This window comes from Rhizobium sp. Root483D2 (assembly GCF_001426685.1).
GTDB classification, from domain to species: domain Bacteria; phylum Pseudomonadota; class Alphaproteobacteria; order Rhizobiales; family Rhizobiaceae; genus Pararhizobium; species Pararhizobium qamdonense.
In genome coordinates, this window is record NZ_LMFB01000035.1 from 42,230 (window position 1) to 65,675 (window position 23,446).

At 54.8% G+C, this 23,446-nt stretch carries 25 protein-coding genes and 2 pseudogenes; 13 read left to right on the top strand and 14 right to left on the bottom strand.

Going from position 1 to position 23,446, the window contains the following annotated elements; genetic code table 11:
• Positions 1 to 351 precede the first annotated feature (351 nt).
• The 4 genes from ASD32_RS21935 (at position 352) to ASD32_RS21950 (ending at position 3,485) form a co-directional block, all read left to right on the top strand.
• On the top strand, positions 352 to 648 hold the full coding sequence (locus tag ASD32_RS21935; RefSeq protein WP_060640164.1) for a DUF2293 domain-containing protein: 297 nt from the start codon (positions 352 to 354) through the stop codon (positions 646 to 648).
• A gap of 703 nt (positions 649 to 1,351) precedes the next feature.
• Positions 1,352 to 1,849 carry a hypothetical protein gene (locus ASD32_RS21940; protein WP_156383290.1) on the top strand — a complete coding sequence of 166 codons (498 nt, stop codon included), beginning with the start codon at positions 1,352 to 1,354 and terminating at the stop codon, positions 1,847 to 1,849.
• A 377-nt stretch (positions 1,850 to 2,226) separates the two neighbouring features.
• Positions 2,227 to 2,598 carry a hypothetical protein gene (locus ASD32_RS21945; RefSeq protein ID WP_060640166.1) on the top strand — a complete coding sequence of 124 codons (372 nt, stop codon included), beginning with the start codon at positions 2,227 to 2,229 and terminating at the stop codon, positions 2,596 to 2,598.
• A 446-nt stretch (positions 2,599 to 3,044) separates the two neighbouring features.
• Positions 3,045 to 3,485 carry a helix-turn-helix transcriptional regulator gene (locus ASD32_RS21950; RefSeq protein ID WP_060640167.1) on the top strand — a complete coding sequence of 147 codons (441 nt, stop codon included), beginning with the start codon at positions 3,045 to 3,047 and terminating at the stop codon, positions 3,483 to 3,485.
• Between the two features lie 1,257 nt (positions 3,486 to 4,742).
• On the opposite strand, the gene ASD32_RS21955 is transcribed toward ASD32_RS21950, so the two are convergent.
• The 10 genes from ASD32_RS21955 to ASD32_RS22000 all read right to left on the bottom strand — a co-directional run bounded on the left by ASD32_RS21955 (position 4,743) and on the right by ASD32_RS22000 (position 17,610).
• Positions 4,743 to 7,304, bottom strand: a complete 2,562-nt coding sequence (locus ASD32_RS21955) for a hypothetical protein (RefSeq protein WP_060640168.1) — start codon at positions 7,302 to 7,304, stop codon at positions 4,743 to 4,745.
• Between the two features lie 264 nt (positions 7,305 to 7,568).
• Complete coding sequence (locus ASD32_RS21960; RefSeq protein ID WP_060640169.1) at positions 7,569 to 10,574, bottom strand: P-loop NTPase fold protein; 3,006 nt, start codon at positions 10,572 to 10,574, stop codon at positions 7,569 to 7,571.
• Between the two features lie 608 nt (positions 10,575 to 11,182).
• Positions 11,183 to 11,410 (bottom strand): hypothetical protein, encoded by a 228-nt coding sequence (locus tag ASD32_RS21965; RefSeq protein WP_060640170.1) that lies wholly within the window; start codon positions 11,408 to 11,410, stop codon positions 11,183 to 11,185.
• 91 nt (positions 11,411 to 11,501) lie between these two features.
• A complete protein-coding gene (gene repC / locus ASD32_RS21970) occupies positions 11,502 to 12,704 on the bottom strand; it encodes a plasmid replication protein RepC (RefSeq protein WP_060640171.1) in 1,203 nt (400 codons plus the stop codon).
• Between the two features lie 196 nt (positions 12,705 to 12,900).
• A complete protein-coding gene (gene repB, locus ASD32_RS21975) occupies positions 12,901 to 13,893 on the bottom strand; it encodes a plasmid partitioning protein RepB (protein ID WP_082546879.1) in 993 nt (330 codons plus the stop codon).
• Positions 13,890 to 15,107 (bottom strand): plasmid partitioning protein RepA, encoded by a 1,218-nt coding sequence (repA, locus tag ASD32_RS21980; RefSeq protein WP_060640173.1) that lies wholly within the window; start codon positions 15,105 to 15,107, stop codon positions 13,890 to 13,892. Before repA ends, repB begins: the two co-directional genes overlap by 4 nt.
• Positions 15,108 to 15,376: 269 nt before the next feature.
• Complete coding sequence (locus ASD32_RS21985; protein ID WP_060640174.1) at positions 15,377 to 15,616, bottom strand: hypothetical protein; 240 nt, start codon at positions 15,614 to 15,616, stop codon at positions 15,377 to 15,379.
• A 65-nt stretch (positions 15,617 to 15,681) separates the two neighbouring features.
• On the bottom strand, positions 15,682 to 15,909 hold the full coding sequence (locus ASD32_RS21990) for a hypothetical protein (protein WP_060640175.1): 228 nt from the start codon (positions 15,907 to 15,909) through the stop codon (positions 15,682 to 15,684).
• A gap of 48 nt (positions 15,910 to 15,957) precedes the next feature.
• Positions 15,958 to 16,752, bottom strand: a complete 795-nt coding sequence (locus ASD32_RS21995; protein ID WP_060640176.1) for a Ku protein — start codon at positions 16,750 to 16,752, stop codon at positions 15,958 to 15,960.
• Between the two features lie 3 nt (positions 16,753 to 16,755).
• Positions 16,756 to 17,610, bottom strand: coding sequence for a Ku protein (locus ASD32_RS22000; RefSeq protein ID WP_060640177.1), 855 nt, complete (start codon positions 17,608 to 17,610; stop codon positions 16,756 to 16,758).
• Between the two features lie 170 nt (positions 17,611 to 17,780).
• On the opposite strand from ASD32_RS22000, the gene ASD32_RS22005 reads away from it, so the two are divergent.
• A complete protein-coding gene (locus tag ASD32_RS22005) occupies positions 17,781 to 18,110 on the top strand; it encodes a hypothetical protein (protein WP_060640178.1) in 330 nt (109 codons plus the stop codon).
• Entirely contained in the window at positions 18,107 to 18,337 is a 231-nt protein-coding gene (locus tag ASD32_RS22010) for a hypothetical protein (RefSeq protein WP_060640179.1), read from the top strand. The genes ASD32_RS22005 and ASD32_RS22010 overlap by 4 nt, the downstream gene beginning before the upstream one ends.
• A 5-nt stretch (positions 18,338 to 18,342) precedes the next feature.
• Here ASD32_RS22010 and ASD32_RS29765 read toward each other — a convergent pair whose 3' ends face one another.
• From ASD32_RS29765 to ASD32_RS22025, 4 genes are read right to left on the bottom strand one after another with little or no spacing between them, the layout of a single operon-like run.
• Positions 18,343 to 18,525: a hypothetical protein gene (locus ASD32_RS29765; RefSeq protein WP_156383291.1), complete on the bottom strand. Its 183-nt coding sequence runs from the start codon at positions 18,523 to 18,525 to the stop codon at positions 18,343 to 18,345.
• A complete protein-coding gene (locus ASD32_RS22015) occupies positions 18,522 to 18,749 on the bottom strand; it encodes a hypothetical protein (RefSeq protein WP_060640180.1) in 228 nt (75 codons plus the stop codon). The genes ASD32_RS29765 and ASD32_RS22015 overlap by 4 nt, the downstream gene beginning before the upstream one ends.
• 1 nt (position 18,750) lies before the next feature.
• Entirely contained in the window at positions 18,751 to 18,936 is a 186-nt protein-coding gene (locus tag ASD32_RS22020; protein ID WP_060640181.1) for a hypothetical protein, read from the bottom strand.
• Positions 18,937 to 18,952: 16 nt separating this feature from the next.
• Positions 18,953 to 19,168, bottom strand: a complete 216-nt coding sequence (locus ASD32_RS22025) for a hypothetical protein (RefSeq protein WP_060640182.1) — start codon at positions 19,166 to 19,168, stop codon at positions 18,953 to 18,955.
• Between the two features lie 589 nt (positions 19,169 to 19,757).
• Here ASD32_RS22025 and ASD32_RS22030 point away from each other — a divergent pair.
• From ASD32_RS22030 to ASD32_RS30790, 7 genes and pseudogenes are all read left to right on the top strand, one after another.
• Complete coding sequence (locus ASD32_RS22030) at positions 19,758 to 19,985, top strand: hypothetical protein (protein ID WP_060640183.1); 228 nt, start codon at positions 19,758 to 19,760, stop codon at positions 19,983 to 19,985.
• Between the two features lie 1,178 nt (positions 19,986 to 21,163).
• The gene (locus tag ASD32_RS30970; RefSeq protein WP_280139471.1) at positions 21,164 to 21,409 is read left to right on the top strand and encodes a DUF1403 family protein; all 246 of its coding nucleotides are present in this window, start codon (positions 21,164 to 21,166) and stop codon (positions 21,407 to 21,409) included.
• Between the two features lie 7 nt (positions 21,410 to 21,416).
• A pseudogene (locus ASD32_RS30975) lies at positions 21,417 to 21,584 on the top strand (DUF1403 family protein); the annotation flags it as partial.
• 112 nt (positions 21,585 to 21,696) lie between these two features.
• Positions 21,697 to 21,825, top strand: a pseudogene (locus tag ASD32_RS30980) (DUF1403 family protein); the annotation flags it as partial.
• The gene (locus ASD32_RS30780) at positions 21,826 to 21,963 is read left to right on the top strand and encodes a hypothetical protein (protein WP_244490234.1); all 138 of its coding nucleotides are present in this window, start codon (positions 21,826 to 21,828) and stop codon (positions 21,961 to 21,963) included.
• Between the two features lie 333 nt (positions 21,964 to 22,296).
• The gene (locus tag ASD32_RS30785) at positions 22,297 to 22,584 is read left to right on the top strand and encodes a hypothetical protein (protein WP_244490232.1); all 288 of its coding nucleotides are present in this window, start codon (positions 22,297 to 22,299) and stop codon (positions 22,582 to 22,584) included.
• Between the two features lie 112 nt (positions 22,585 to 22,696).
• On the top strand, positions 22,697 to 23,401 hold the full coding sequence (locus ASD32_RS30790) for a hypothetical protein (RefSeq protein WP_244490233.1): 705 nt from the start codon (positions 22,697 to 22,699) through the stop codon (positions 23,399 to 23,401).
• Positions 23,402 to 23,446: the final 45 nt, after the last annotated feature.

Genomic DNA, 23,446 nt, shown 5'->3' on the forward strand with positions numbered 1-23,446 from the left:
GCGATCGCCAAAACAAGATTATTGGTTCTGCAAGTTGGTTCTGGTGGGGGCATCGAGACGTAATAAGCGGCGTGGGTTACTCGCTGGCTCTTTGCACCAATTCAAAGTGGCTTCACGTATACTTCGACATTCGTCCCGATAGATTCGAGCCGACTTGTGGCCCGGTTATCTCGAGGGAAAAAGGCGACTCTTGCTCAAGTTTCATAGGGCTTGGTCTCCTCGAATTGCAAGACCTCGCGCCGCCGACCTCGGCGGATTAGCCAAATCGATCGTTCCCGTCCAGAGTGAGGCGACAATTCAACATGCGCCCACCTGACGGGTCAGCTTTCCCAAATTGCAAGATCATAAGAGATGGCGCGTTTTAATATCGAAGATATCAAGCCACACATCCGCCATTGCCATCCTCGCTGCCCTGAATTCGCGGTGGAGTTTTTCGCCGCTGAAGTCGCCGACCGGGAGTGGAAGCATTGCACTATCGGAAAGGCCGTAGGCATCAGCATGCAGACCTACCTACGCCATAATATGACCGATTATGACCAGTTGCTTCTGGAGGGTGTCGAGCACCATGAGGCGAAGAGACGTGTCCAGCCTCGAGTCAACAGGATGATCGCTCTCTGGGCGCCGGCCAAGCGCCCCAAGGTCAAATGAGGGGGCGGAAGATTGAGACCCGGCCTGAGCCCCTGCCCACTTTGCACAGTCTGTCGCCGTGCCGCTGCCGGCGATACCGCACCATTCCCGCGCCCGACGTTTTTCAAAGGCACGCTGCTCGTTACGGTCTGCATCAACCTGCATCCGCCAGAGCGCGTTGAGCCCTGGATCTTCGAACATCACGTCGTCGGAGTGAGTTGGGGAGCGGTGGGTATGGGTGGCGGAAGGATTGTGTTTCATGAGGAATAGATGGGGTTGAGCCAGAAGCGTCGCAATGCCGCGGGTTCATCAGAGTGACGCACTTTTCACCGCATAGCGCGGCCGGGTCGGTTACGTTGCCACAGCTATGATAGCACTCGGAAAATCAAAAAATTTCCCGGAGTTTGTCTGACCCCGTTCAGGGTAAAAGCCGAATTCTATCAGATAATTAGGTGGTACCCTTCCGTTGGTCTTCTGGTGAGTGAGGCAGTAGAATTTGAAACAGTTGATGAGGGCAGTCGGTCGCGCGGTGCAGCCGGTCATCAGTAATGTTTTAACCCTACCTTCCTCCCCTGCGGGGGAAAAACAAAAAGGCCAAATCAGATGCTGCAGGAAATAGCTACTGAGATGAACTCAGGGTACACCGTAAAGGCCGTGTGCCCGCATCGCAGACATGGAAGTATCTGCTATCGGCAACGCTGAGCGGGCCGCTTGGAAGCGGTATATGACCTATGCCCTCCTGGCCATTGCTCGCGGTATCGACAAGAAGGCTTTGATCGATGCCATCTTCGGCAAGGGTGCCAAGCCGTCGAAGACATTTCAGAACATGTACTCCATGGCCGACAAGGCCAGAAACACTGTCCTCGGCAATCATTCGTGGGATGACGTGCGCGCCCTTCCCATCGATCAGGCCACGACAATGGTGCTCGGCATGATCAATCGGCACATGACGATGCTCTCGTGCTCGAGCAAGAACGACTACGATCGCTTCTGCAATCTGTCGCCAGCGGAAGCGGAAGCCAAGCGTAAAACGGAGATGGGATCCGCGAGCGAACCTGTCGCCCCTCCCCTCCCTCTGAAGGTGAAGCTTTCGAAGTCTTTGACAGAAATTATCACAGAAGTCTCGATCAGAGCCCCCTCCCCGATCGAATGGCGGCATTGGAGTTGCTTGCACGATCAGTGGGTGACGAGGCCCGCCTTATCTTTGCGGAAAATCTGCTAGCGGAAATTGCCAACATGGCCGTTGCTCAGCGGAATGCCGAAGACCTATGGCTTACTGCAGCCTGAAAATTCGCGATCCTGAGCCGCGAACCGATATCCGATAATCGACGACTAGAGGTCGCGGTTCCGGTTCGGAACCGAGACCCGATGCGTCGGGTTCGCGGCTTGGGATCGCACAGAGTACGGCGAGCGATTCCCGGAGGTGTAGCCGGGATAGCTTGTCTAGGACCACGGTGGGACGGGGAAGAGAGGGCTCTTCGGGGCCGGCCGTGGTCCGCCTTATCGTCGGGAGTACAGTATACTCGAGCCGTTCATGGATGGTGCGACATCTGATGCACTTGTACCATTCGAACATTCACAACAACAAAGGAATTACGAATGTTCGAAACTGAATTTTGTGGCAAGCGTGTCCGGATCATCCCCTACGAAGACAAGAATTGGGTGCTCGCGGCCGATATCGCGCAAATGCAGGGCTACAAGCCTGATGTGTATGAGACCTTGGACCACACCGAGTACCCTGGGGCCGAGTTTTTTCACCACGGTCACATGGAGTGCGACTATCCTGGTCTTAAGCTTTTCTTTTCTCCAGAAATGGCGTTCACCTATCTCGACAACGACTACCCACAAGCCGAGGCTTTCCAACTGTGGCTCGATGCGTTGGTCTTGATTGACGACCCTTCTACCGAGACGTCTATGCTGGTCCGTAACACACCATTGCGGTTGGCAGCGAGGGCATCCGGCGCATGGTAGCAGCGTACTAGCTGAACAGTGGCGCCGCATTACTCGCGGCGCCGGTTTACGTTCTTAACGGATGTTGGGCGTCCCAAGACGATTTTCTAACTATGCTCTGGCCGACCGGTGTCGCTGCGGTGAAGGAGGCCGACCAAGGTCGGCCCACCTCCCTTAGTGCGAAGACAGGTAACTAATACCCTGAAAGTTCTTGTTGCATCACATGACCCCTTTCATCTCTATTATCTTCCCCCCTTTTTCCTATTCAAGAGAGAGAGAGAAAGAGGAAAGGTAATTGATACCCAGAAACTCCTAGAAAAACTGATAGGGCCTTTAAGCCTCAATCCGCCGTTGGCCGGTTGCACCTGAAGACACCATGTGTGGTCCCCAATTGTTGCCGTAACAAGCGCCGGCTCGCCCTTCCTTACCGCTTTCGGTGGCACCGAAGGCCTGCAAATGAGAGCAACATGTTGGACGACACATCCTGGCGGGACAAAGCCGCCCACGACCTTCAGAACACGCCGATGAGCGTAGCCGCGATCGGCGAAAAATATAGCCGCTCACACAGCACTATTCAAAAGCTCATCAAGGAGCGTGGAATAGTTCGCTCTAAAGGGTCGGCGCGGCGCGGCCCAAGGGGAATATCTACCGACAAATGGTTTTCACAGAGCCACCGCGTCGTGGGCATCAAAATAAGTTATTTCGTAGCCCGGAACAGTTATCGCTATTCCAGCAAGCTGTTTGGATTTTCTGTCCAGCGGATTCGTAAAATGGAACTGGGCCAGTACGATTTCAGGCTCAGTGAACTTGAGAAGATTTCTGAGGTTTTGGATATGCCGCTGGACGGCTTGCTCGAAAGTTTTATGAGCAAGCAACCGAAATTGCTGGATCGAGCCATAACCTCTTGACTTGGGCCTCGATCCGCGAGCCTTTCGCTGCTGGTGTAGGGCTGGGTTCACGGATCGAGGTGGGGAAATATAGGACCGCGGGGCGTGATCGAGGCCCGGGTTCGGAACCGGCCATATCGACCAACAGGGTGGTTTGATCAGAGTACAGTATACTCAAATTGACTCAGATTGGCCGAGTTCAATCCCTCTCTATATTATACTCTTATTTTTCTTCTACTTTTGTTCTACGAGGGAAAGAAAGAGTATACTACACTAAGAAGGAAGATAGAGAAGTGATTACCCCTGAAATCTGGGGCGTCCTGATCTTCCCACTATGGTGAAAACCGCCATAGCGGCCCACCAGCGGCGATCCTCCCCTGCGGGGGAACCACAGGCCACCCAAACCCTTAAATCGCACTGCTGACTCGCCCTGTGGCGAGAAACCACAAAAGATCAGCAGTCGCTATCAGCTGACAACTCCAGTCGTACGGTATCGACAGCTTCAGTACTCGCAATCATGGCGACTGTCAGACTGGCCTCAAGCAGTTTTTACGCTGATGCAGCGTGATGAAAACTGAACCAGACGCGGCCTTGTCCCGCGCGCTGTGGCGCCATATCTCAGCGTCATGACCGCTCTTGTTTTTGTCTGCGCCCTGATCGTCCTCTCGATTGTGACACACATAGTTCTCGACACGCCCCGTGCTGTAGGATGGCCAAACTATGGTCGCAACACCTGGTTCGGATACGAAAAGAACCTGACGATCGTGACGCGCAGTACCACTCCTCCTCGTGTGCCGATCGCGGCTCGCAAATCAGAGCCTCGCCACGCGGCCTTGTCGCCCTCCCATCGTAAGGCCAGCACAGCGCCTCCCGGTGGCGTTAATCGTCCAACAGCCCGTCGGACAATGTACGTGACTGGAATGTCCGGGTGCGCTGGTGGCAAAAATTTGGCCACGCAAATCACCAAACCCAGTTCAAGTGCGCACAACCCCGTTGCTCGCGGAAATGGCTGGGCGAGGCGCCAATAAACCGCTTGAGCTAAAAAAACGCTTGCAAGTCGGAATCGCCGCTCGCTCCCAGAGACTTCTAGCGCGTTCGACACTGTGGACGAAGTCTTCAATCGGCTCAAAGCGGAGATCGTGAACTGAATCGCAGATGGCAGCTTCGCGCCCCCAATTAAGCCATTCAGGATACCCGAGCATGCTCCAAGAGACCCGACAGTCTTTTGCGATATTGGTCCAGGCAGAAAAGCGCGAGAAGCGGTCGTCTTTAATATATCTACCGTTCAATTTCCGGTACATCAGAAGCCGTAGGCCCCGACATGGAATGCAGGATGCGCCCCCACTGGCCAGGAATGCGAGGGAAGGCGTTCGGGTCCTTGCGCAATCGTTTGTTCCAACCCGCATGCCTTTCGCTCTCGAAGCTGGGCATACCTAGATGTATGGCTATGCTGGCTTCACCGACGTTACGAAGCGAATTGGTGTGGTGGAAGTCCGAGAATTCCGCGTGCGTCCCACCTAATTCTTTCCATGTGTGACCGATGGGGGCCGACTGCCGCAAGAGTTCGTGGCCGGTGAGTAAAAGGACACGATTTCTTGGTCCACCGTCCTCCGCCAGTTTCCGACTCCACCTGACAAGCTTTCGTAACAAGGCTTTTTCTGTATCGGTAAAGTGGTTCCTCAGTATGGAGACGGCGAGGTAGGAACCAGGGAACCGCAACGCCAAATCCTTCAATCTTGCAATATCCTTCGGCTTGATCAGATCGCCATGGCCGAACGACTTGGCTTCTCCTAAGATCAAGTTCGGATTGTATTGACCGTCGAAGGCGTCGGCTTGGTGAAAAGCAATGTAATCCGCTTCGACCCTTCTGCCGTCCAGCTCGAGTTCGACTGCGGTGATGAAGTTGATTGATCGGAAATGAGATTCCAACTCGCTGATTGTCTGCACCGCCAGGACGGCGCCGTACGCGCCTTTCGCGTAATCCTGAACCGAAAATGGACCCGCGACGCGATACGTCCAAAGCCGCGTGTTCGTAGCTCCCTGCGGGAACGGGTACGGCTTCAGACAGCGTTTGCATGTCAAAGAATAGCCCAGTCGGTCCACCGCATCCCAATTGCGGGTCAAGCAGTTGGTGCATTGGGTCTCCAGTCCGAGAACCAACATGCTCGCCTTAGTAAAGTGGTCCAGCTCCAGCATATGATGAGAACGTGCTTTGCGGCGTGTTACCAGGGCAGCCCAGTCCTTGATTGGGCGGGATCGGGGGTCGAACTGTTCCTGTACTTCCTCAACGCCGTTCTGGCGGCGACGGACACCGCCGGCCATGTCGTTTATCAATTTGAGCGTCTCGCCGTCCGCTATGAGATGTGTACCCCACAGGCCACCAAGTTGATCGATGATTTGCTTGGCGATATGGCCCGGCTCGGATAACCGCGCCCCCATCCCTGATCGCTTCAGGAAACCCAGAATGGCAGTGTCTTGGGGCTCTAATTGCAGAAGTTCTTCGATACGGTCGTATCTTTGGCCAAAACTCCAACCCTCAGTGCCAATCATCACGTCCATGGAACCAAAGCCGAGACGCGGCCTCGATCGATCGAAGGTGTTGTAGGGGTAAATAGTCGCAATATTCGCTCGACCATAGTTGGCCACCCGTAAGCTATTGACCCATCTCAGTTGAGAGGTGCCGTAGCGCGATGCAAAAGACGGGCAGAGCGGCTTAAAGCGCGCTGAAGGTTGAGAGTCGGTCTCCTTAACCTCCAGCGTCACGCGTTGCTCCTCGACATCAAGGACAATCCGTTTGGGAGAATTCATCATCCCGCCGCCGGGCTTATCCCAGATCCTGTCTCGCCATTGTTTCACGGACAATGATCCGGGGCCATCTTTTGACTGCGGGAGACCAGGTTGAAGCAGAGCTAGCGCCTTTCGCCGCGCTTCATCGGCTACGCCTCTCGAGAACTCTAGGATGGCAGAATGCATAATGCCGTTGGGATTGCCCTGTAGCTGCCTATATTCGTCCGCAATGATGCGGTTGAGTTCGGGCAGGAGCTCGGGCAACCAGGCAACCGGTACAGGAACCAACGGGTTCGGCTCACTCCTGAGATTCCACAAGTCGATGAGATCGGTTAGTTGGGTAGGATCAAAGACGAAGATTTTCGCGTCATTAGTCCAGAGTCTCTGCGCATTGATACCGTGAGACGTCGCAGAAAGAGGTGTGGCGACACCTTCGAAAAGCACCTTTTTCCAGCTCGCCGGCGAACACGGAATTGCCTCCGGCCGATAAACGTTATCGAAAGTTCGGGAGAAATATTCGCTTCCATCAGTGTCCGGATACACGCCGAATATTGCCTCCGCCAAGCCCGAAGCAGGAGGATTTGAGATCGTTACCGCCGCAGACGGATCGCGCTGAACAAACCGCTGTTGCGTCCGATAGACGTCCTCAAGACAATCTGTAACAGGTAAACCGAGATGAAGCGCAGCCCAATCCTTGTGCGGCTCGGGCGATAAAACCTCATCCAGGGAAAGAAAGCGCCCGCGAGAAATGGATCCTCGTAGTGCACCAAGACCAACCTTTTCTAGCAAGCCGCGTTGCGCTTCGACAAAAGCATCAGGCTCGAAGAATTGAATATAACCTCGCGCGATCTCGAGCCCGGTCAAGTCACCGGGAAACTCCGCTGCCCAAGCCCTTGGAGGTTTACGAAATACCGGGATAATCGGGTTGTAGTTTCCGCCCCACATGCAGGCGCAAATACGCATAAACTTAATAACTGCCGCCCTGTCGCCTGGACTCACGAGAAGGGCAACGCGCGCAGGACGGAGCCGGACAACGGCGGACAGCTCGGCCATCTTCGATCCTATAAATTGAAAACCGAATGAGGCAGTTAAAGCAATCAGTAATCAAGCCCCACGGAGGAAAGTGTGGGAACTTTCAGGTGGATAAGTTGAGTCAGACTGCTTGGTCACCCTTCACCGCGACTGGGGTGTCATCTGCCCGACTTGGCTATGCTACCTCAGCCAATCGCACAACTTGGGCGTCGCACAGCTCAGTTCGCGCATTATCTGCCCGACGACGTCTCGGGGTCATTTTCAAGTATGCCGGTGGCTTCCTCATCAATTGGTGGTCGCGATTCCTCGAGACCTCTCATCACTTCGAGTGCTACAGGGGCCAACGAAGCTGAACCGGAGCGTCAAAGCAATATAGGCACGAAGAGACGGCAGATCGACACGCTCGGCCTCAAGCACGTTACTCCAGTCTTCAAACTCCGAGAGAGCGCCAACAGCATCGCGATTTCGGACAGCCTCACGATAGCCAGCCCAATCCTTTGCTGAACCAAGCGCCGAAACAATCTCGTGTATATGGTCCGGTTTTGCGGTAGCCAATGCGAAAAGACCCGCGAATGCGCGATAACCTTTTTGCGAGATGAGTGCTTCGAAGTTGGTTTGATCTAGGGCCGCTCTAGCCACTTGATAGCTGTTGATCAGTCGAAGGACGCGACGCGGTGTCATTTCCAAAACTCTGCAAGTTCGTTCTAAGAACTCAATCTCTTCATCTGTAATCTCCAGTAATTCGTTGACAGAGGGCCGCTCGCGTTCCGGCTTGTTTTCAGGGCTTTCCTGGTCGTTGTCCGTCGCGTTCGGGGTCGTATCAATAGGAAGGGGAGTTTGGTAGCTTGCTGCACGTTGCGTCTTCCCACCACCTTGAGCATCTGTACTTTGCTCAGACGATCGACTCCCTTCAGAGCCCGAAAGGCGGCTTCTGATCAGTTGGCCGATATCATCGGCATCAAACTTCTGTGTCCAGATCGCCATTTGGAAGATTTTTTCAAGGTACTCAAGGGCCTTTAAATCTGTGCTTCCACCCTCAAATTGCCTATGCCTGTCTTCCAATGCGGTCTTCAGCCACCGCACGTCGACTGCCACGATGACAACGAACAGCGGGAATGCCATCAACAAATGCACCGCTTGAAGCACATCGATGATTTTGTCTGGAGGGCAACGATCAAGATCATCGATGTAGAGGATAATTCGGTCTAAGTGCTCGACCTCGGACATGGAGATGGTGCAACCTCGCAGGGTTTCGATCTCGTCTGTGGTTAAAACGTCGGGGAAATCCGTCCGTAACTGCTCGATATCTTTTTCGAAGTTTTCATCGCCTTCAGCCCCGCCGGAGGCATCAGGAACAGTTTTGGAAGACATTAAGTTCGAAAGGTCGGCGAAATCCCGACGGATCGTGCCAATTAGGCCTTGCTGGCTCCTGTAAGGGCCATCAGCTCCGGCTTTTGATTTGACGAATGCCCGCAACCGTTCGGCTGGAGTGTCTCGCGCCAACTCATTGGCCGCATTTGCCTGAGAATTAATGGCCTCGCCCAAAGAGGCTTGCGCCGCCGCGACCTTGAGCCTAGCTGCATCGAGCTTTTCTCGAGCGGCCTTCAAATCATTTTCGTTCCCATTGGCATTTTTGCTCGCGGCGTCTTCGTATCCAGATACTGCGGCGACCACAGTGTCACGAGCAAGTACTGCGGTCCTGGTGATGCGAGCCGACCAACCCGCAACCGTCACTAAAAATCCGGAGCTTGCCAACAACAATGGATTGAATTGGTCCACCTTTGTCAAGAACTCTATCGGTAGGATAGACGTGCCCCAGAACGAGATCGTCAAGAGCGCGACGAAAATGCCAAGGCAAGAAACCATGGGTATCCATCCGCCCAGATCACGACGGATTGCAAGCCACACAGCCGCATCTTTCCGCAATGAGTTCGATGCCGTCTGCGGATCACCCCATTGAGCCATCATTTCGGGCAGGCTTTGTCCATAAACGCCTTCCACGAGCTTTTTTGCTTCGGGGTCATCGGAAGCTGCAATCCAAGCTGCCTTAGCGCCGCCCGCAACCCCCTTAATCATCTGAGAAATGCTTGACCGATTGGCCTCGAAGTCGGCTTCAGCGCGCCTAAGTCCCTCTTTCGCATGCAGAGCGCCCTGTCTCTTTGCCGCCAAATCCCGTGCTGACGCAATAGTGAGTTCTCGCGCGGTCGTAAGCCTGTTCAATATGCCGTCTTTGGAAGCCTTGTCGGGTGGTGATCTTCGGTCGAGCGTCTCGAAAATCTCCCCCACTAGATTTGCCCACAAGCTGGTGTCGACGTAGTGCCAGGCGTTGAAACGAACTTCGACAATTTGAGAGTGAAACGCAGGGCTCTGCAGATGGCGCAGGACACCAATCTCTTGCTCGATGCGACGCATCAGAAAGCTTTTCCCTGAACCCCAATGCCCAAAGACTCCGACTGCCAATGGCGGGCGGAAATTCTTGGAGGCAATCACTCGGGCCAGCGCCTCTGCGGCGTCGTCAATGCCGACAATGTCTCGTTGCTCCAACATTCTCGGATCATCATTGCGCAAACGCGCGATCGGATCGAGTTGATGGATTGGGCTACGCTGACCGTCGGCCTTTTCGATCGGAGCTGAGGCTTGTGCCGAAAAGCCTGGTGCTACGGATGCTGCGAGGGGCGCCTCCAAAGTAGCGCTTTCATGCTCAGGGCTTAACGCCCCCAATGCCTGTGCTACGTTTGCATGCCCTCTTTCCCGCAGTATCGAAGCCCACTGTGCTAGTGACTCATTTGGCTCCAACGAGTTCAGCAGGATAGGCGTCAAGTTCATCAGCAAGGCATTCAGATCGGGTCTGTCCACCACTTGCATCGCCATTCCGAGTTCTTCGGCAACTATCCTGTTCTGCGATGTAATCAAAGACACCAAAACGTGGCGAGCGCCGATGAAGTTGTCCTTACCGCCGGTTCGGCGTCGAATAGTGAATGCATCGTCGAACGCTGCCGAAAGGCCCGACGACACACGCATTGAGGTCGGAATGCGAACGGGCGGACGAATGACGCTCAAAAGTTTGCTTGGACCGATTGCCCTCGCCAGATACTTGAATACGAAGCCGTGGCTGTCGTTTGGCTCTTTCTGTCCGAGCCGCAGGACTTGCTCAACGTAGCTGGAGATGTCTGCGGTCGGCTGTTTGGGAAAGTGCCGGCTCGGTATCATGCCCTTCAACACGCTCAGGATCGATTCCGAGACGTTGGCAGTTTTCAATTCGGAAACGGTAGCCCACTTGCGACCCTCCATTTGCCCCCCAGACGTGCAATGATTTCAAATATCCTTGGCCGGAGTAGTTTCCCCTTCACTCCAACATCCCTTTTTACTTGTAGTCCCAGCTTCTTGCAACGAAGCGATGTCTTGATCTCCTCAACTTTTGATGGGCGACACAACCAGTGTGGTATCGCGCCCGACGCAGAAGATTGTTCGCCGCCTTCGGTCATTGATATTCCGATGTCCGCAACCGGCGCCGATTACAGACCTCCGCATCTAACTAATTCTCGGATGCAGGCTTTTCGCAATCAGTCTGGCAATGGACGGTCTGCTGTCGTGCCCCATTTCGGACTTTACGCGCCAGTTTGGAGTTCGTCTTGGCATTACTCATCAGCAAACCCAAAGTACGAAATAGGCACTAACCGGGTCAGCAGCCAGTCGGCTGCAAATAATCTGCGATGCTCTCTGCGCACCGATCGGGCCCTTCTTCGACCACGTTCCTCACCAGCCGAGATGGCCTGGTGCTTACCCGCGCCGTTGCGGCAGGCAGATAGCCACTAATAGCGATCGCTCGCTCTATGCCGGTAGATGAGGATTAACGAGAGCGAGTGGTTAGGGACTTGTCGCCGAGGACAAGTGTAAATTTACAGATCAGGTAAGTCCTTGAGTATCAACAGCCGATTTCCCGTGACGTACGATACAATCTTGTCCTGTTCAAGCGCATTCAGGACAGCCATGATCTCGTTTTGGTTGAAGCCAGCAGCAACCAGTGGGACGCCGATGTCGTACAGATTGATCGACACTTCCGGCTCTGCTCTAAGAGCGCGGAGCCGCTCTAGCAAGGCGGCTTCTGTTTCTGAAAATCTGCTCATCGAAGCTTCCTTACGGTTTTCGAGCTCAATTGTCTCCATGGTGAAGCCAGCGCGTAGATGCCGAAACTTTGGGTCGAGTGGAAGTCCAGCCCTACCCCACTTTCTGTTGCACCGATCCATTTAGCCGTAACAGCGCCATCAGCATCGGTCCGAGCGAAAACTCGCCCTGCTCCGCCCGGCGCGTCAGGTCCCGCAGATAGCCGCCGGCCGAGTTGATCTGCCCTCCCCTCTCGAGGATACAGGCCATGGCGACCGCAGCATTTTCCGGCCCCATGATTTCACAAGCGTTCTGATAGGCCGACGGACTGACGCCGAGCATTGACCTGACCACCACGGCGGCCGACATCAAGTCCCGCCAACTGCCCACCGCGCCGCCAGGCCCATACATCGCAATATCCGGGCATGCCTTCAGCACCATCCCAAGCGGAAAGGCTTTTATCGGTTCGCTGACATGCCGAGATTTTGCCCCCTGCTCTTTTTCGGAGCTAGGTTCAGATTCATGGATAGAATCGGTATTTGAATTCTGTATGTGGCGTTCAGTTTGAACATCATTGCTGTCTGTTTTTTTCGAATTTACCTGCAATTCCAGCAAATTGATGATTTCGTCGCGGAGCATCTCCAATTCTTCGATGATTGGTTCCAGATCATCGATTTGTGGCGTGCGTGGAAGTCGCGCCAGGAGAGCGATGTAATGCTCCTCGATGGTTCCCCAGTCCCCTGCTGCGCCCTCCTCCATTGCAGCCGTGATCAGCTTGCGCACATCCCGCCGGCAGATCGACAGCCGCTCCTTCGTAAGCCGGAAAGCTTTCCGAGCTGCAGCCACCTGCTGCGCCATGTGAGCAAGCTCCTCGGCGCGGGCAAGCATCGGCGCCAGGCTGAAGCCGAACGCGTCCTGGACCGCGCCGGCGTTGTCCTTGTGTGCGTAGCGCTTGCCGTTCGGGCTATCCTTGCGGATGATCAGCCCAGTATCTACGAGGGCTGCGAGATGACGGCGTAGCGTTGTGCCCGTGATTCCGTGCGCGCGAACCGTCAACTGATTGTTGGAGGGGAATACAACAAGTCCCCTCTCCTCCCCCAGTTGCTGGTCGGGATAGAACGACAGGAGTGCATTGAGCACCGACAGCGCCCGGTCGGTGAGACCCAGCAGAACCCGGGCCTCACAGACGTCGCGAAACACCTTCCACTTATCGACCGATCTCTCGGTCTTTGTGTCAGCCGTGACCAGTTGCCCCTTCACTAAGGCAAGCGTCATTGGCCGCCGCCCGAAGGGCGTCGTCACACTTCCAATCTGCATCTTCTTTCACCTTCAATCAGGCAAAAGAAATCCGCTCACCAAAACGATGCCAAAGACTCTTGACTGTGATTCGAGGAAATGCGATTCTCAGACTGCTAGATATGAGGAAGGCTTCCACGACGGAAACGTTTGGGGGGCCTTTTTCTTTTGCGGTTCGACTCCTAATTTGTGCGTCAATTGTCAGCTGACAATCCCGCTAGTCCCTTGCATCAACTTCTTTTTCCGTTTCGAAATCGGCCACCAGAGCTGGCATCTTTTTAACGAGGAAGTCAGCAAAATCTGGCGACGTGACAGTGATCCTTACTGCGTTCTTTACGTGAATCATCGACGCAACTGGCAAGCCTTTTTTAGTTCGAACTGTCTCGACAGTATCTTTCGTCCTGGACTTCTTCGGCTCCAGAGATTTCCAGAGCTGTTCAAAACGCTTGTTCGTCTCCGCGGCCGAGAATGTTGAACTGCGAGTCTCACTTTGAGCCCGTCGGAGCAACGTCTCATCCTTGAGCTTGTCAGCCAAGGCGAGCCAACGGGGCCGACCGACTTTAGGCGCTGGACCAACCGCTAGGATTATCTCGGGGTCCACGGTTTGAGCGACCTGAAGGAGACGTGATATCTCGGGCTTATCCGTTGCCAGCGCTTTGGCAATCATTTCTCGATCGAAACCATGCTGCTGCATGCGGTAAGCGAACAACGCGCGTTCGATGAAACTGAGATCGAGACGGGGGCCATTTTCCTGCCCCTGCGCGAGAACAAGTTCTTCATCAGTAAGGTTCTTGACAACCGCCCTTACAGGTATGGCCAGATCAAATGCAGCTTTGAGGCGACGATGGCCGTAGGCTGCCTGGTACATATTTGACTTGGTCGGATGAGGTCGCACGAGGATTGGCACTTGCTGGCCACTCTCTTGAATGGAGAGCTTCAAGATCTCGAAGTCAGCATCGTTTTCGATCGGAATACGGTCGCGAATGAACGACATCTCTACCAAGCCAGGCTCAACTTCCACCACCGCTAGTCCAGACGCCATGGATTCGCGAAGTGATTTCGCGGCGGCCGCTTCTTCGCCGAGCTTCCCCAACGACAAGTTCATCGCCCTGACGGCACCTGTTGGACGATGGGCATGGCCGGTTGGCGCTTCGGTTTTGGCGTTGTCTGCGGCGCCGAGCATGCCTTTCAGTATATCGCGGCCCTTCATGTTCTGCTCCATGCGCTGCGGATGAGTTGGTCGACCTCGCCGTTGACGCTGTCCATGGACTCAACACCCCGGTCATAGGTCTGTCGATGCATAGTGTCGCGACCCGCTTCGTAGATTGTTTGCTTGGACAAACCGGCATCAGAAACAGCCGTCGACTTCACCATCATTGATGTCAGAACACGTTCTCCGAACAGGCTGCGCAGAAATGCTACAATTTGCGCCTGCGGGCCGTCATTGGGCTCATAGCGGGTAATTAGATAACGCATCCAGTCATACTGAAGATTTCCGCCCGCGGCTTTGACGACCGAGAGAAGGTCGGAGGTCATAGCGAGAAACTGGTTCATCGACGCGACATCCAGCATTTGGGGATGAACCGTAATTAGGACCGAGGTTGCTGCGCATAATGCGGACAGAGTCAGAAAACCGAGTGTTGGGGGGCAATCTATGACTACAACGTCGTAGTTCTGTTCAAGCGAAAGCAGCGCGTTGCCCACGCGCATGAAAAACATCTCTTCTTCGTTGCGCGAACTGTCGGCGAGCGCCGTCGGCGTGTCATGCTCAAACTCGTGGAGCTCGAGGTTGCCGGGTATCAGGTCGAGCCCCGGGAAATACGTTTTGCGAACCACCTCAGAGACATTGCGTCGATTACCATCATAGCGAATGGCGCCGTATAGAGTCTCATTCTCGCCCACGTCGAACTCAGGCTGGAAACCGAGCATCGCCGACATTGAGGCTTGGGGATCGAGATCAACCGCCAACACCCGGTAGCCCCGAAGAGCGAGATACTGCGCCAGGTGGACGGAAGATGTTGTCTTGCCCGACCCTCCTTTAAAATTTGTGACCGCGATAACTTGAAGATGATCGCTCTCCCGTCTGCCCGGCAAATAGCTCGGCTTCGTGCGTCCCAGGTGATGTCGGATCGCATTCACTTCCTCCAGAGAGAATGTTCGACGACCTCCCGATGTCTTTTCCGATGTCACGCCCTCGCCCTGTGTTGCCAAATGTCTGACGTAGCTGTCGGTCACACCTAGTAGCCTTGCAGTTTCGGCGCTGCTAAACCGCCGAAGCTCCTTCTGAGCGTTCGGAGAAAAGAGCTTCTCAAATAGGATCTGAAGTTGGCCACTTAGAATATTGGCATCGTGCGCGATCGTCTCATCAATCGAAAGCTCGCTGGTTTTCTTTGCTTTTTCGACAATCGCGGCCTTGATCGACATTCACGCAAATCCTGATGAATAGGAAGAATTTCCGCAAATGATCGCGAGTCTGGGGTGGGCGTCAAGTTCTTTTTAGTTAACAAAAACTTAACACCCTACGCCGGGCTAAAATATCTAAACATTATCCGTAACTTATGCCAATTGTCAGCTGACAATTTTCTCCGCCACCGCAAGGGGCTGACTCGCTCGAATCGAAAAAACTTAACAGTCATTGAAAGCTGGATTATCCTGCGTCGCCACTGAAAAGTTGACCGACTCGACTTTTGTGCTCAGTCAATGATTTCAGTCTCGCCGTTAATCTTGGTCCAGGTCAACGACCATTCGTCCATACTGCCCTCGTTGTGGGTGTAGGTACCATGGTCGGAAACTTTGGCGTCTGTGACGAATTCCGGCGGAGCGGCGGCGGGAAGATCAAGAACGCGCAAATAGTCCCGCAGTTCCTCCAGATCGCCCACCTTCTTGATATCCTGGCGGCCGGGTTTTGATATTGTCCATGCATAGAAGGTCATGGCGTGTCCTCCGTTTCCGTAGAACATCACACATCACTAATTTGTTCCTATGGCTGACCGGTTCCTCAATAACCGTCGATCTTTGTCCACGTCACCGACAATTCATCCAGCTTGCCTCGTTTCTGGGTGTAGGTCCCATGGTCGGATACCTTCGTACCGAGAGTAACAAATTCCGGCAGTGCGATGCCCGGAAGGTCAAGTTCCCGCAGATAGCTGCGTAGCTCGTCAACATGGCCCACCTTCTTGATTGTTTGCCGGCCAGGCTTTGATATCGTCCACGTGTAGAAACTCATTGTTACCCAATTTACTCAATGGTGGTGTTTAGACCCGGGCGCCGAAGGCTACCGGCTACGCTGCTTATTTTCTTCGAGGCTCTTCTTTAGTGCCGCCATGATGTCGATGACATTGTCGCCGCCGGAAGATTTTTTATTCGCCGCTTTTGCGGGCTTCTTCATCGTCTTCTTCGCGGCTATCAGCTCTACATATCGATCCTGAATGGGATCACTGATGGGTGACCACTTCTTCGTCTGCTTCTGGATCAGCTGCTTCATCAAAGGAGCAAGGCCGCCCTCCGGCTGCGCCTTGATGCCGGAGAAATATTCCTCCTTGGGCCTCACCTCATCGCCGTAGCGAAGCGTCCACAGGACGATACCCTCGTCGCGAGGTTCAAGCATCACCGCACGCTCCCGCTGGCCGAAGACGAGGCGCGATATCCCCACAACATTCTCTGCTCGCATGGCATCGCGGATCACCGCGAATGCATCTTCCCCGACCTTCTCATTCGGAACGAGGTAATGAGGCTTTTCAAGCCAGATCCAGTCGATGGATTCGCGCGGCGTGAATTTTTCGATTTCGATCGTCCGCACGCTCTCGAGCGCGACGGCGTCGATTTCCTCTTCCTCCAGAATTATGTACTCGCCTTCGCCACGCTCGTAGCCTTTCACCTGGTCCTCAATGATGACCTCTGTGCCGGTGACCTTGTCCACGTAGCGGGACGCCACCCGGTTTCCCGTTGCCCGGTTCATCGTGTGAAAGCGCACCTTCTCCGTATCGCTGGTGGCCGGTGACAGAGCGACAGGGCAGGTGACGAGGGAAAGCTTGAGGTAACCCTTCCAGTAAGGTTTGACGGCGGCCATTGGCTAGCTCGCCTTCTTGCGTGCCGCCGGCCGAGCAGCGGGGGCGGCTCGCGCTGCGGCGCTGCGAGGTTTGGAAGCACGAGCGGAACCAAAGCCGGCGCTCATGCGGAGCGCTTCCATGAGGTTGGTCGAAGGCTCGACTGCAGGCTGCTTCTTCACCTTGACAGCCCGACCTTCCATCTTCGCCTTCACGAGTTCGGCCAGAGCTGCGTCATAACGATCATCGAATGTACGGGGATCAAACAGTGCTGCCTTGGTCCTGATGATGTGTTTTGCCAGATCAAGCATTTCGCCTTCGATCTTGAGCTTCGGAATGTCGGCGAAGGCTTCCTTGGCAGAGCGAACCTGATAGTCGAAGTTGAGGGTTGTGGCGATCAGACCGTCGCCATGGGCGCGGATCAAAACTGTCCTGAGCCGGCGGAAGAGAACGGCTTGGGCGAGGGCGCCAACGTTGGACTCCCTCATCGCATCCCGGATCAGCACGAACGTTTCTTCGCCAAGTCGATCGGGCAGAAGGTAGTAGGGCTTGTCGAAGTAGAGGTCGTCAATCTCGTTAAAGGGCACATAGGACTGGATGCGTAGCGTCTTGTCGCTTGCGGGCACCACGGCCGCGAGCTCGGCGGGCTCAAACAGGATGTATCGGCCGTCATCGACCTCGTACCCTTTGATCTGCTCCTCGCGCTCAACGACCTTCCAGGTGTCGATATCGACATACTCGCGCTTTACGCGGTTGCCGGTTTTCCGGTTGAGAGTGTTGAAACTGACGCGCTCGGACGTCGATGCGGCGCTGTGCAGTGCCACAGGGCAACTGATCTCGGCAAACTTCAGAAAACCCTTCCAAAGAGCACGTCCGGCCATATTGATTTCTCCCGATGAGCCCGTGTCAACGGCGGAAGATTACGTTTGTTCCGGCTAATACGCGAATCAATTGTGGCATTTAGGGATTTGTCTATAGTAAGATGAGCCTATCCACGAGTATTGCGTTAGCGGAGTCTGTTTCAGTAATCCCATGTCAGGAGAGCGATGCAATGAATGCGCAACTCCATATCGACGGATCTTTCCAGGCAATGCGCCAGGCCTTAGACGAGGCCAATCGCGAATTTGCGGGTGCGGGCGCCGACCGTCACAGAGACGCCTTGCAGCGCCTTGGCCGGATCATGATGAGATCGATTGCCGAGATAATCGAGACAGATGGAGGTAGTGATGGGTACCTCTACGACCCCGATGGCATCGCCCAAGACATCGAGTCTTCCTACCATAAGCTGGTACTTCAGGAGGAGGCAGACGAGCCAGACTTCACGCCGCGACAGTCCAGCCACGGCACGTTGAATGCCAGCCAACAGGGGGTAGGGCGATGATTACCGGCACAGATCTCCTGCAAATCTCACTTGCTCGCGTGAATATGGACAGGACGGACCTTGAGTCGGCCGGCGTTATCGAGCGCGGCGAAGCAGGTGACAAAGCCTGGTCGAACTTCGGCCGAGACATGGATACCTTCATCCTGAAATTACCGGACTGGAGGCGCGCAGCACTCGCCGAGGCAATCCGGGAGCAAGCAAATCGGCAAGACGGCACCTCTCACTGAGGATGTCAGTGACGTGCCGCTGGTCTCCGATCCCAATAGTCGCTGGCTAAGTGTTCCATGCAGCGCCACTCGGTTTCGCCATGGCGCTCCTTGCCGAACGATCCCCATTTCGTGCAGCCTTCATGCCCGCACCAGTGCTCGAAATGCACCGGAGAGTTAGGATGAATGTGTATTTTGTCGTCGATCATCGCTTGGATTCCAGTTTCTGGCCGGGCAATACGCGCAGCCGATTTCCGGGGAGAAGCTCTATGACCTTCTCTCGATCTAAGGCCATCAGAGCATTGAGGATTTCGTCCTGATTGAAGCCTTGCTCAACCATCGGCACGCCTACAGCGTAAAGGCTTGTGGCCTCAGCCCCTAGGCCCTGCAGGATATCGATCAGGTCGGTCCTGACCTCGTCGTAACGGTTCATGTTAGTCCTCCGCGACCTGCATATTGTAGGTGATGCGGCGAATCTGCAGTGCGTCTTCAAGTGCACTGATCGCGTCGTGTTCCCCCATACCTTGGGCCATCAGGCTATCGATCGCATCGGCGACCAATATCGCCGCGACACTCCTGCTTTCCCACTGCCGGTCAATGCACTCAAGGTTTTCGGGCATGAGTCTGCTCCTCTGCTTAGTCCCGGTCAAAGCTCGGCGTCCAGCCACGGGTGAAACCTATGCTCATCCCGATCTGCGTTATGGCCAGTTGCTCCTTCAGAAATTTGATATCCGCTAAAAGCGTGCCAATGGTGGCGCGAACGTCGCCATCGTGGAAGGCGAGGGCTGCGGCAATCTCATCGACCGGTCCCGAATATTGAATGTCGTAAGCGGCGCCGCTGATCGTAGACATGGGTTTTCCTCTTCCATTACGCCCGGGCGCATAGATGTTCAATTTGGCGTTCCGCATCCGTGTTGAATGTTCTTATTATGTTCTCGATCGAGGAAGAGTCAAGAAGGCCAGCAGAGTAGTCGTAAAACAGGCCCGATAAAGGCCATCAACGCGAAGCCGACGGCGAGGAAAATGAATGCAAGAAGAATGATCTCGGGGAGGCGCTTTCGCATCGGCAAAAGAATAGGACGCCCATCCAAATAGGCAAGGGAAGCCCGGATGGACACCAAGCAGTGGGGAACGAATGCTGGACGCAAAAAAGACCCCGCCGAAGCGAGGTCAGGCGCATTTGGGGATCTAACCATGGGCCAGTGTGTGGGGCACAGTAGAGGCGTGGCGCCATGATCAACGGCAAAACTGCTTTCTCCGGCATTGGTTCCAACAGATTATACTAAAACGCGCTGGTCCCATTCACTCGTTGCGAAGCCTTACGCCTTCGGATCAGGCACGATCCTCAGAAATCGTGGCAAATAACTACTCCCAAATTTGGGAGTTGCGGGAGACGAGCCGATCTTGTGAACTGATGCCTCAAAACACGGAGGTCACCAGAATGAGCGAGAAGGAAGCCAAGCGCTTTATCACCGCAATGATCGAGGCCGGCAGCAACATCCAGGCAATCGGAACGACCGGTTACGTCTTAGCTGAACCCGTCGATCTGGATGACGAACCTGCTTATGAACGGATCGAGGCGGTTTCGCGCCGCTTCCCCGATCGAGACGACATGAAACAGGAAATCATTGATTGCCTGCATAAGATGGGGCGTGTTGCTGTGGTCTAATCCGATGGCCGATTCACTTAAAAAGCCCCGCCGGATGAGGACGGGGTAAAGGCGCATCTGACACTTGGCAATATGCCGTTGTTTGTGTTCAATTCGAGCGTCTCAGATCAAAGAGGCGTTTATTCCGTCCAATGGACAAACGGTCCCGGCTAACCGGGGAGGGACCTTCTCCGACAACTGGACCGGCGCCATGTTTTAGCCGGGGGTCGGGGTGATCGTGCAGGAGCTACGTCCGCTGATCTGCACCCCCGAAAGCTGATTGGACGAACGACGATCGCTTGGGGATAAGACCTGAGACGTCGCCACGTCTGCGACGGCGACCAAATGCCCACAGATTGCTTCGGGGATATGGAAAGAGAAAATCTGAAGTGGCTTTAAGCCATTTCATGGCGCGAGCGAACGTTTTTGTCAGCCGCCTGGTGAATGCATGCAGACGTCCACCCCGCGAAACAAAGGTGCGGGGTGGTTCAGGTCGCGCCGCATTCACACGCACATGATAAGCACGAATTGCAACGCGCCTTGAGCAAAATGTCACATGACGCTTTTCGTCGAAGGCAATATTCCGCACGACCGTAACCAGAAAGACTCAGTCCTTTCTGCGGGCCCAAGTGGTTTCCGAAAATCTCCATACAGGAAGCAGGATAGCCCGTGCTCACGATACCGCGATTGCTTGTAGAATCGAGGCGAGCCAGGTGACGACCGCGGCAATCGCAACCACTCGTTCTGGATTTTTGAAGAGAAGGGAAACTTGCATGTCGTGTGCTCCTTGAGATGTTGGAGGCTGAATAAACCAGAATAGATTGGCTTATGGTTACCGGGGGAACAGCCATCGCTTGGATCGAGCATATCTCAACCTTGTCACGGCCTAGGGCCTAGTGGTGCCGGGGCGTGCGTTTTACCATCCGGGCCCCGAGGGCCTTGTTCGAGCTGCCGTGGCGGGAGAGGGGGTTATCGTCTGAAGCGAGAGGCCGACAATCGCCAGCGCCGTGCTGAGAGACGGCGCAGCGTCCTGGAAACGGTATTTTTACGGTTCTGCGCGACGATACAGCCATCAATCCCGGGCGTGATAATAAAGGCGGATAATGCAACATTATCGGTCGTATTATGGTGGTGACGGGCGGTGCGGTTTTGCGTGAAAATGGTGGAGTAGGCTGCGCGTCTGACATATGCGTTTCGACATGGATTTGATCGCGACCACCTCATCGACCTTACCTACATGGTCCGCCCATTTGCCAAGTTGGGCATTGGCGCACGGTCGCGACATCGACGAGCGCGACGCTGCCTTCGCAGCCGGTATCGCGCTGAAATCAATCGATGATTTGATCCGCGCCGATCCACCCTGGCTCGGCTGTTGGAGGGATCGTTTGGCCCTCGGTCGCATCCCGGACGCTCGGCCGAAGCGAGGAAGAGCACGCGCTGCGTGACGCCGTTTTGCTGACATCCGAAGCCGGCGATCCAGGGCCTGCTGGAACGCTATTTTTGGCCACACGAATGCTGTCCCGTCGAGCGCAGATGCCGAGCAAGCCGTTCATTCAAGAGGCGGCCGCGCTTTTCGCGATCCGATGGAACGACGACCTTTCGTCCGTCTCCGATCTTGTGGATATGGCGATCCAGTCCGGACACGCGGCTCCCCTTGTGATTGCGGATTTGATAACCGATCACGTCTCTCCGCCCGGACGCCGAGGTTCTGGCCCTTGGTGTGGCGGACGTAGTGTTGGCGCTGAAATGGCCAAAGCCTTCGCCACTACTGCTGCCCGAAGGTTATGGCTCGGCGTTCCGGACGATCGGCGGACGAGGCCGCGTCCGGCCGGGCGAACCAGCTTATCGGAAAGCGATCTGTTTGGCATTGGTTGACGGCGTCGACGCTGCGCTGCAGCCTGCCGTCGAGATTACCTACGTCACGACACGGCACTTCCTCTCGGCCTTTGGAATGGAGACATTGCGAAGACCTGCCGGACTTGGCGGCGCTCGCGGATGAGGGGTTATTGCGTGAAAACGCTCATTTGACCGAGATTGCCAATCCAGAATCAAATGAACTCGATAGACGTGATGAAAGCTGAAGAGAGGGGTGGCGATCAAGCTAGAAATCCCCCAACACCGAACCTCGACCACCAGACCTTGGACGGTACGATCCCGACGTCCAGAACAGGTCTGCTTCCCTCGCCTGGAGACGTGTATCTCTTCCCATAGGCACGACACTGAATTCTTCTTTTTCAGGCCCATTGTTGAAGACGACTTTGAAGGCAGGGTGAGGTTCCGCTGTTTCGATCGGCTTAAGACGGAGCGGTTTACGTAAGGCGTAGAGAAAATCATGATACATGTGTTCAAATCTTCTTCGAACTCGACCGGAATTATCAAGCTCGACAGATCAGCGGTCCGCGACAACCATCGGAACGGTCGGCAAACAAATATTCTGATTGACACAAATATCCTGATCACGATCGAAAGTGCTTACAAGACACCGCAGCGTCACAAGGAACTGAAGGACGCCGGTCTTATCGATCTAACAAGGCTGACAGAACACCGCGAAATATGGCGTCTTTATCTCGCCCGCAGCCGCCTATCAGGAACTGCCTCCAGCGCGGAGAGCGCCTGTTGAGGCCGCATTCGAGCGATTTCTTAAAGACTATCTACCTGCGTTTTGTGATGACCCTAACTCAATAAAAGTTCCATTCGTCGGCGAACGGGTTGACCCGGAGCCTTTTAGCGTCTTGTCCCTGGAACAGCAAAAAGCCGTCTCTTGCTCGTACGCGTCATTGCTTGCAGTGAATGTCATCCATCGATTGGACGCTCTGGACGGCCTGGAAAAATTCGTTCTCTACATCGACTACCGCGCTGAAGTTCTGGATCTCATCAGTCTTAAAGAACTGACGATCGCAAGATATGTTCTCGCCCCTGAAAAAGGCATGACAGACGAGTTGAGAAAGCAAAAGGTTGCGATCACGAACAACTTTGCGAAACTGAAAAAGGGCGGAGGCAAGGGCTTGATGCATGCTCAGGTGCTGGAGCGGATCGCGTTGAATGGTGCCAACGACCTGAAACTGATCGCTGCAGCAGACATTGTAAACAACACTCGGGAGTTGTTCGTGTTCGGACTTGTCAAGCACGATGTGTGGATCGCGACGAGTGACGACAAGCTCTATGAATTCTGCTGTGCCTGTCCCGGGATCATTGGTCCGGACGCCGGTGGCCCCTTGGCCCGGTATGTTGAAACGCATGAAAAGATAGTCGGAACGCGCTACTGGCGAGATTCGATTGAAATTCAGCAGCGCAGGCTCGAGGAGCGTTATCTCAGTGTCAATCGTGAAAGGGAAATGGACGCGGTCGTGCAGTTCGCGTTGGATATCGAGGTCTCTTTGCTGAACGGAAAAGCTGCAGGGTACTTCAGGGCGAGGGCATGGAGATCCCAAGCATGATGATCCTTTCAGCGCCATCACTCAGGACACGGGCGCCCCGCAACC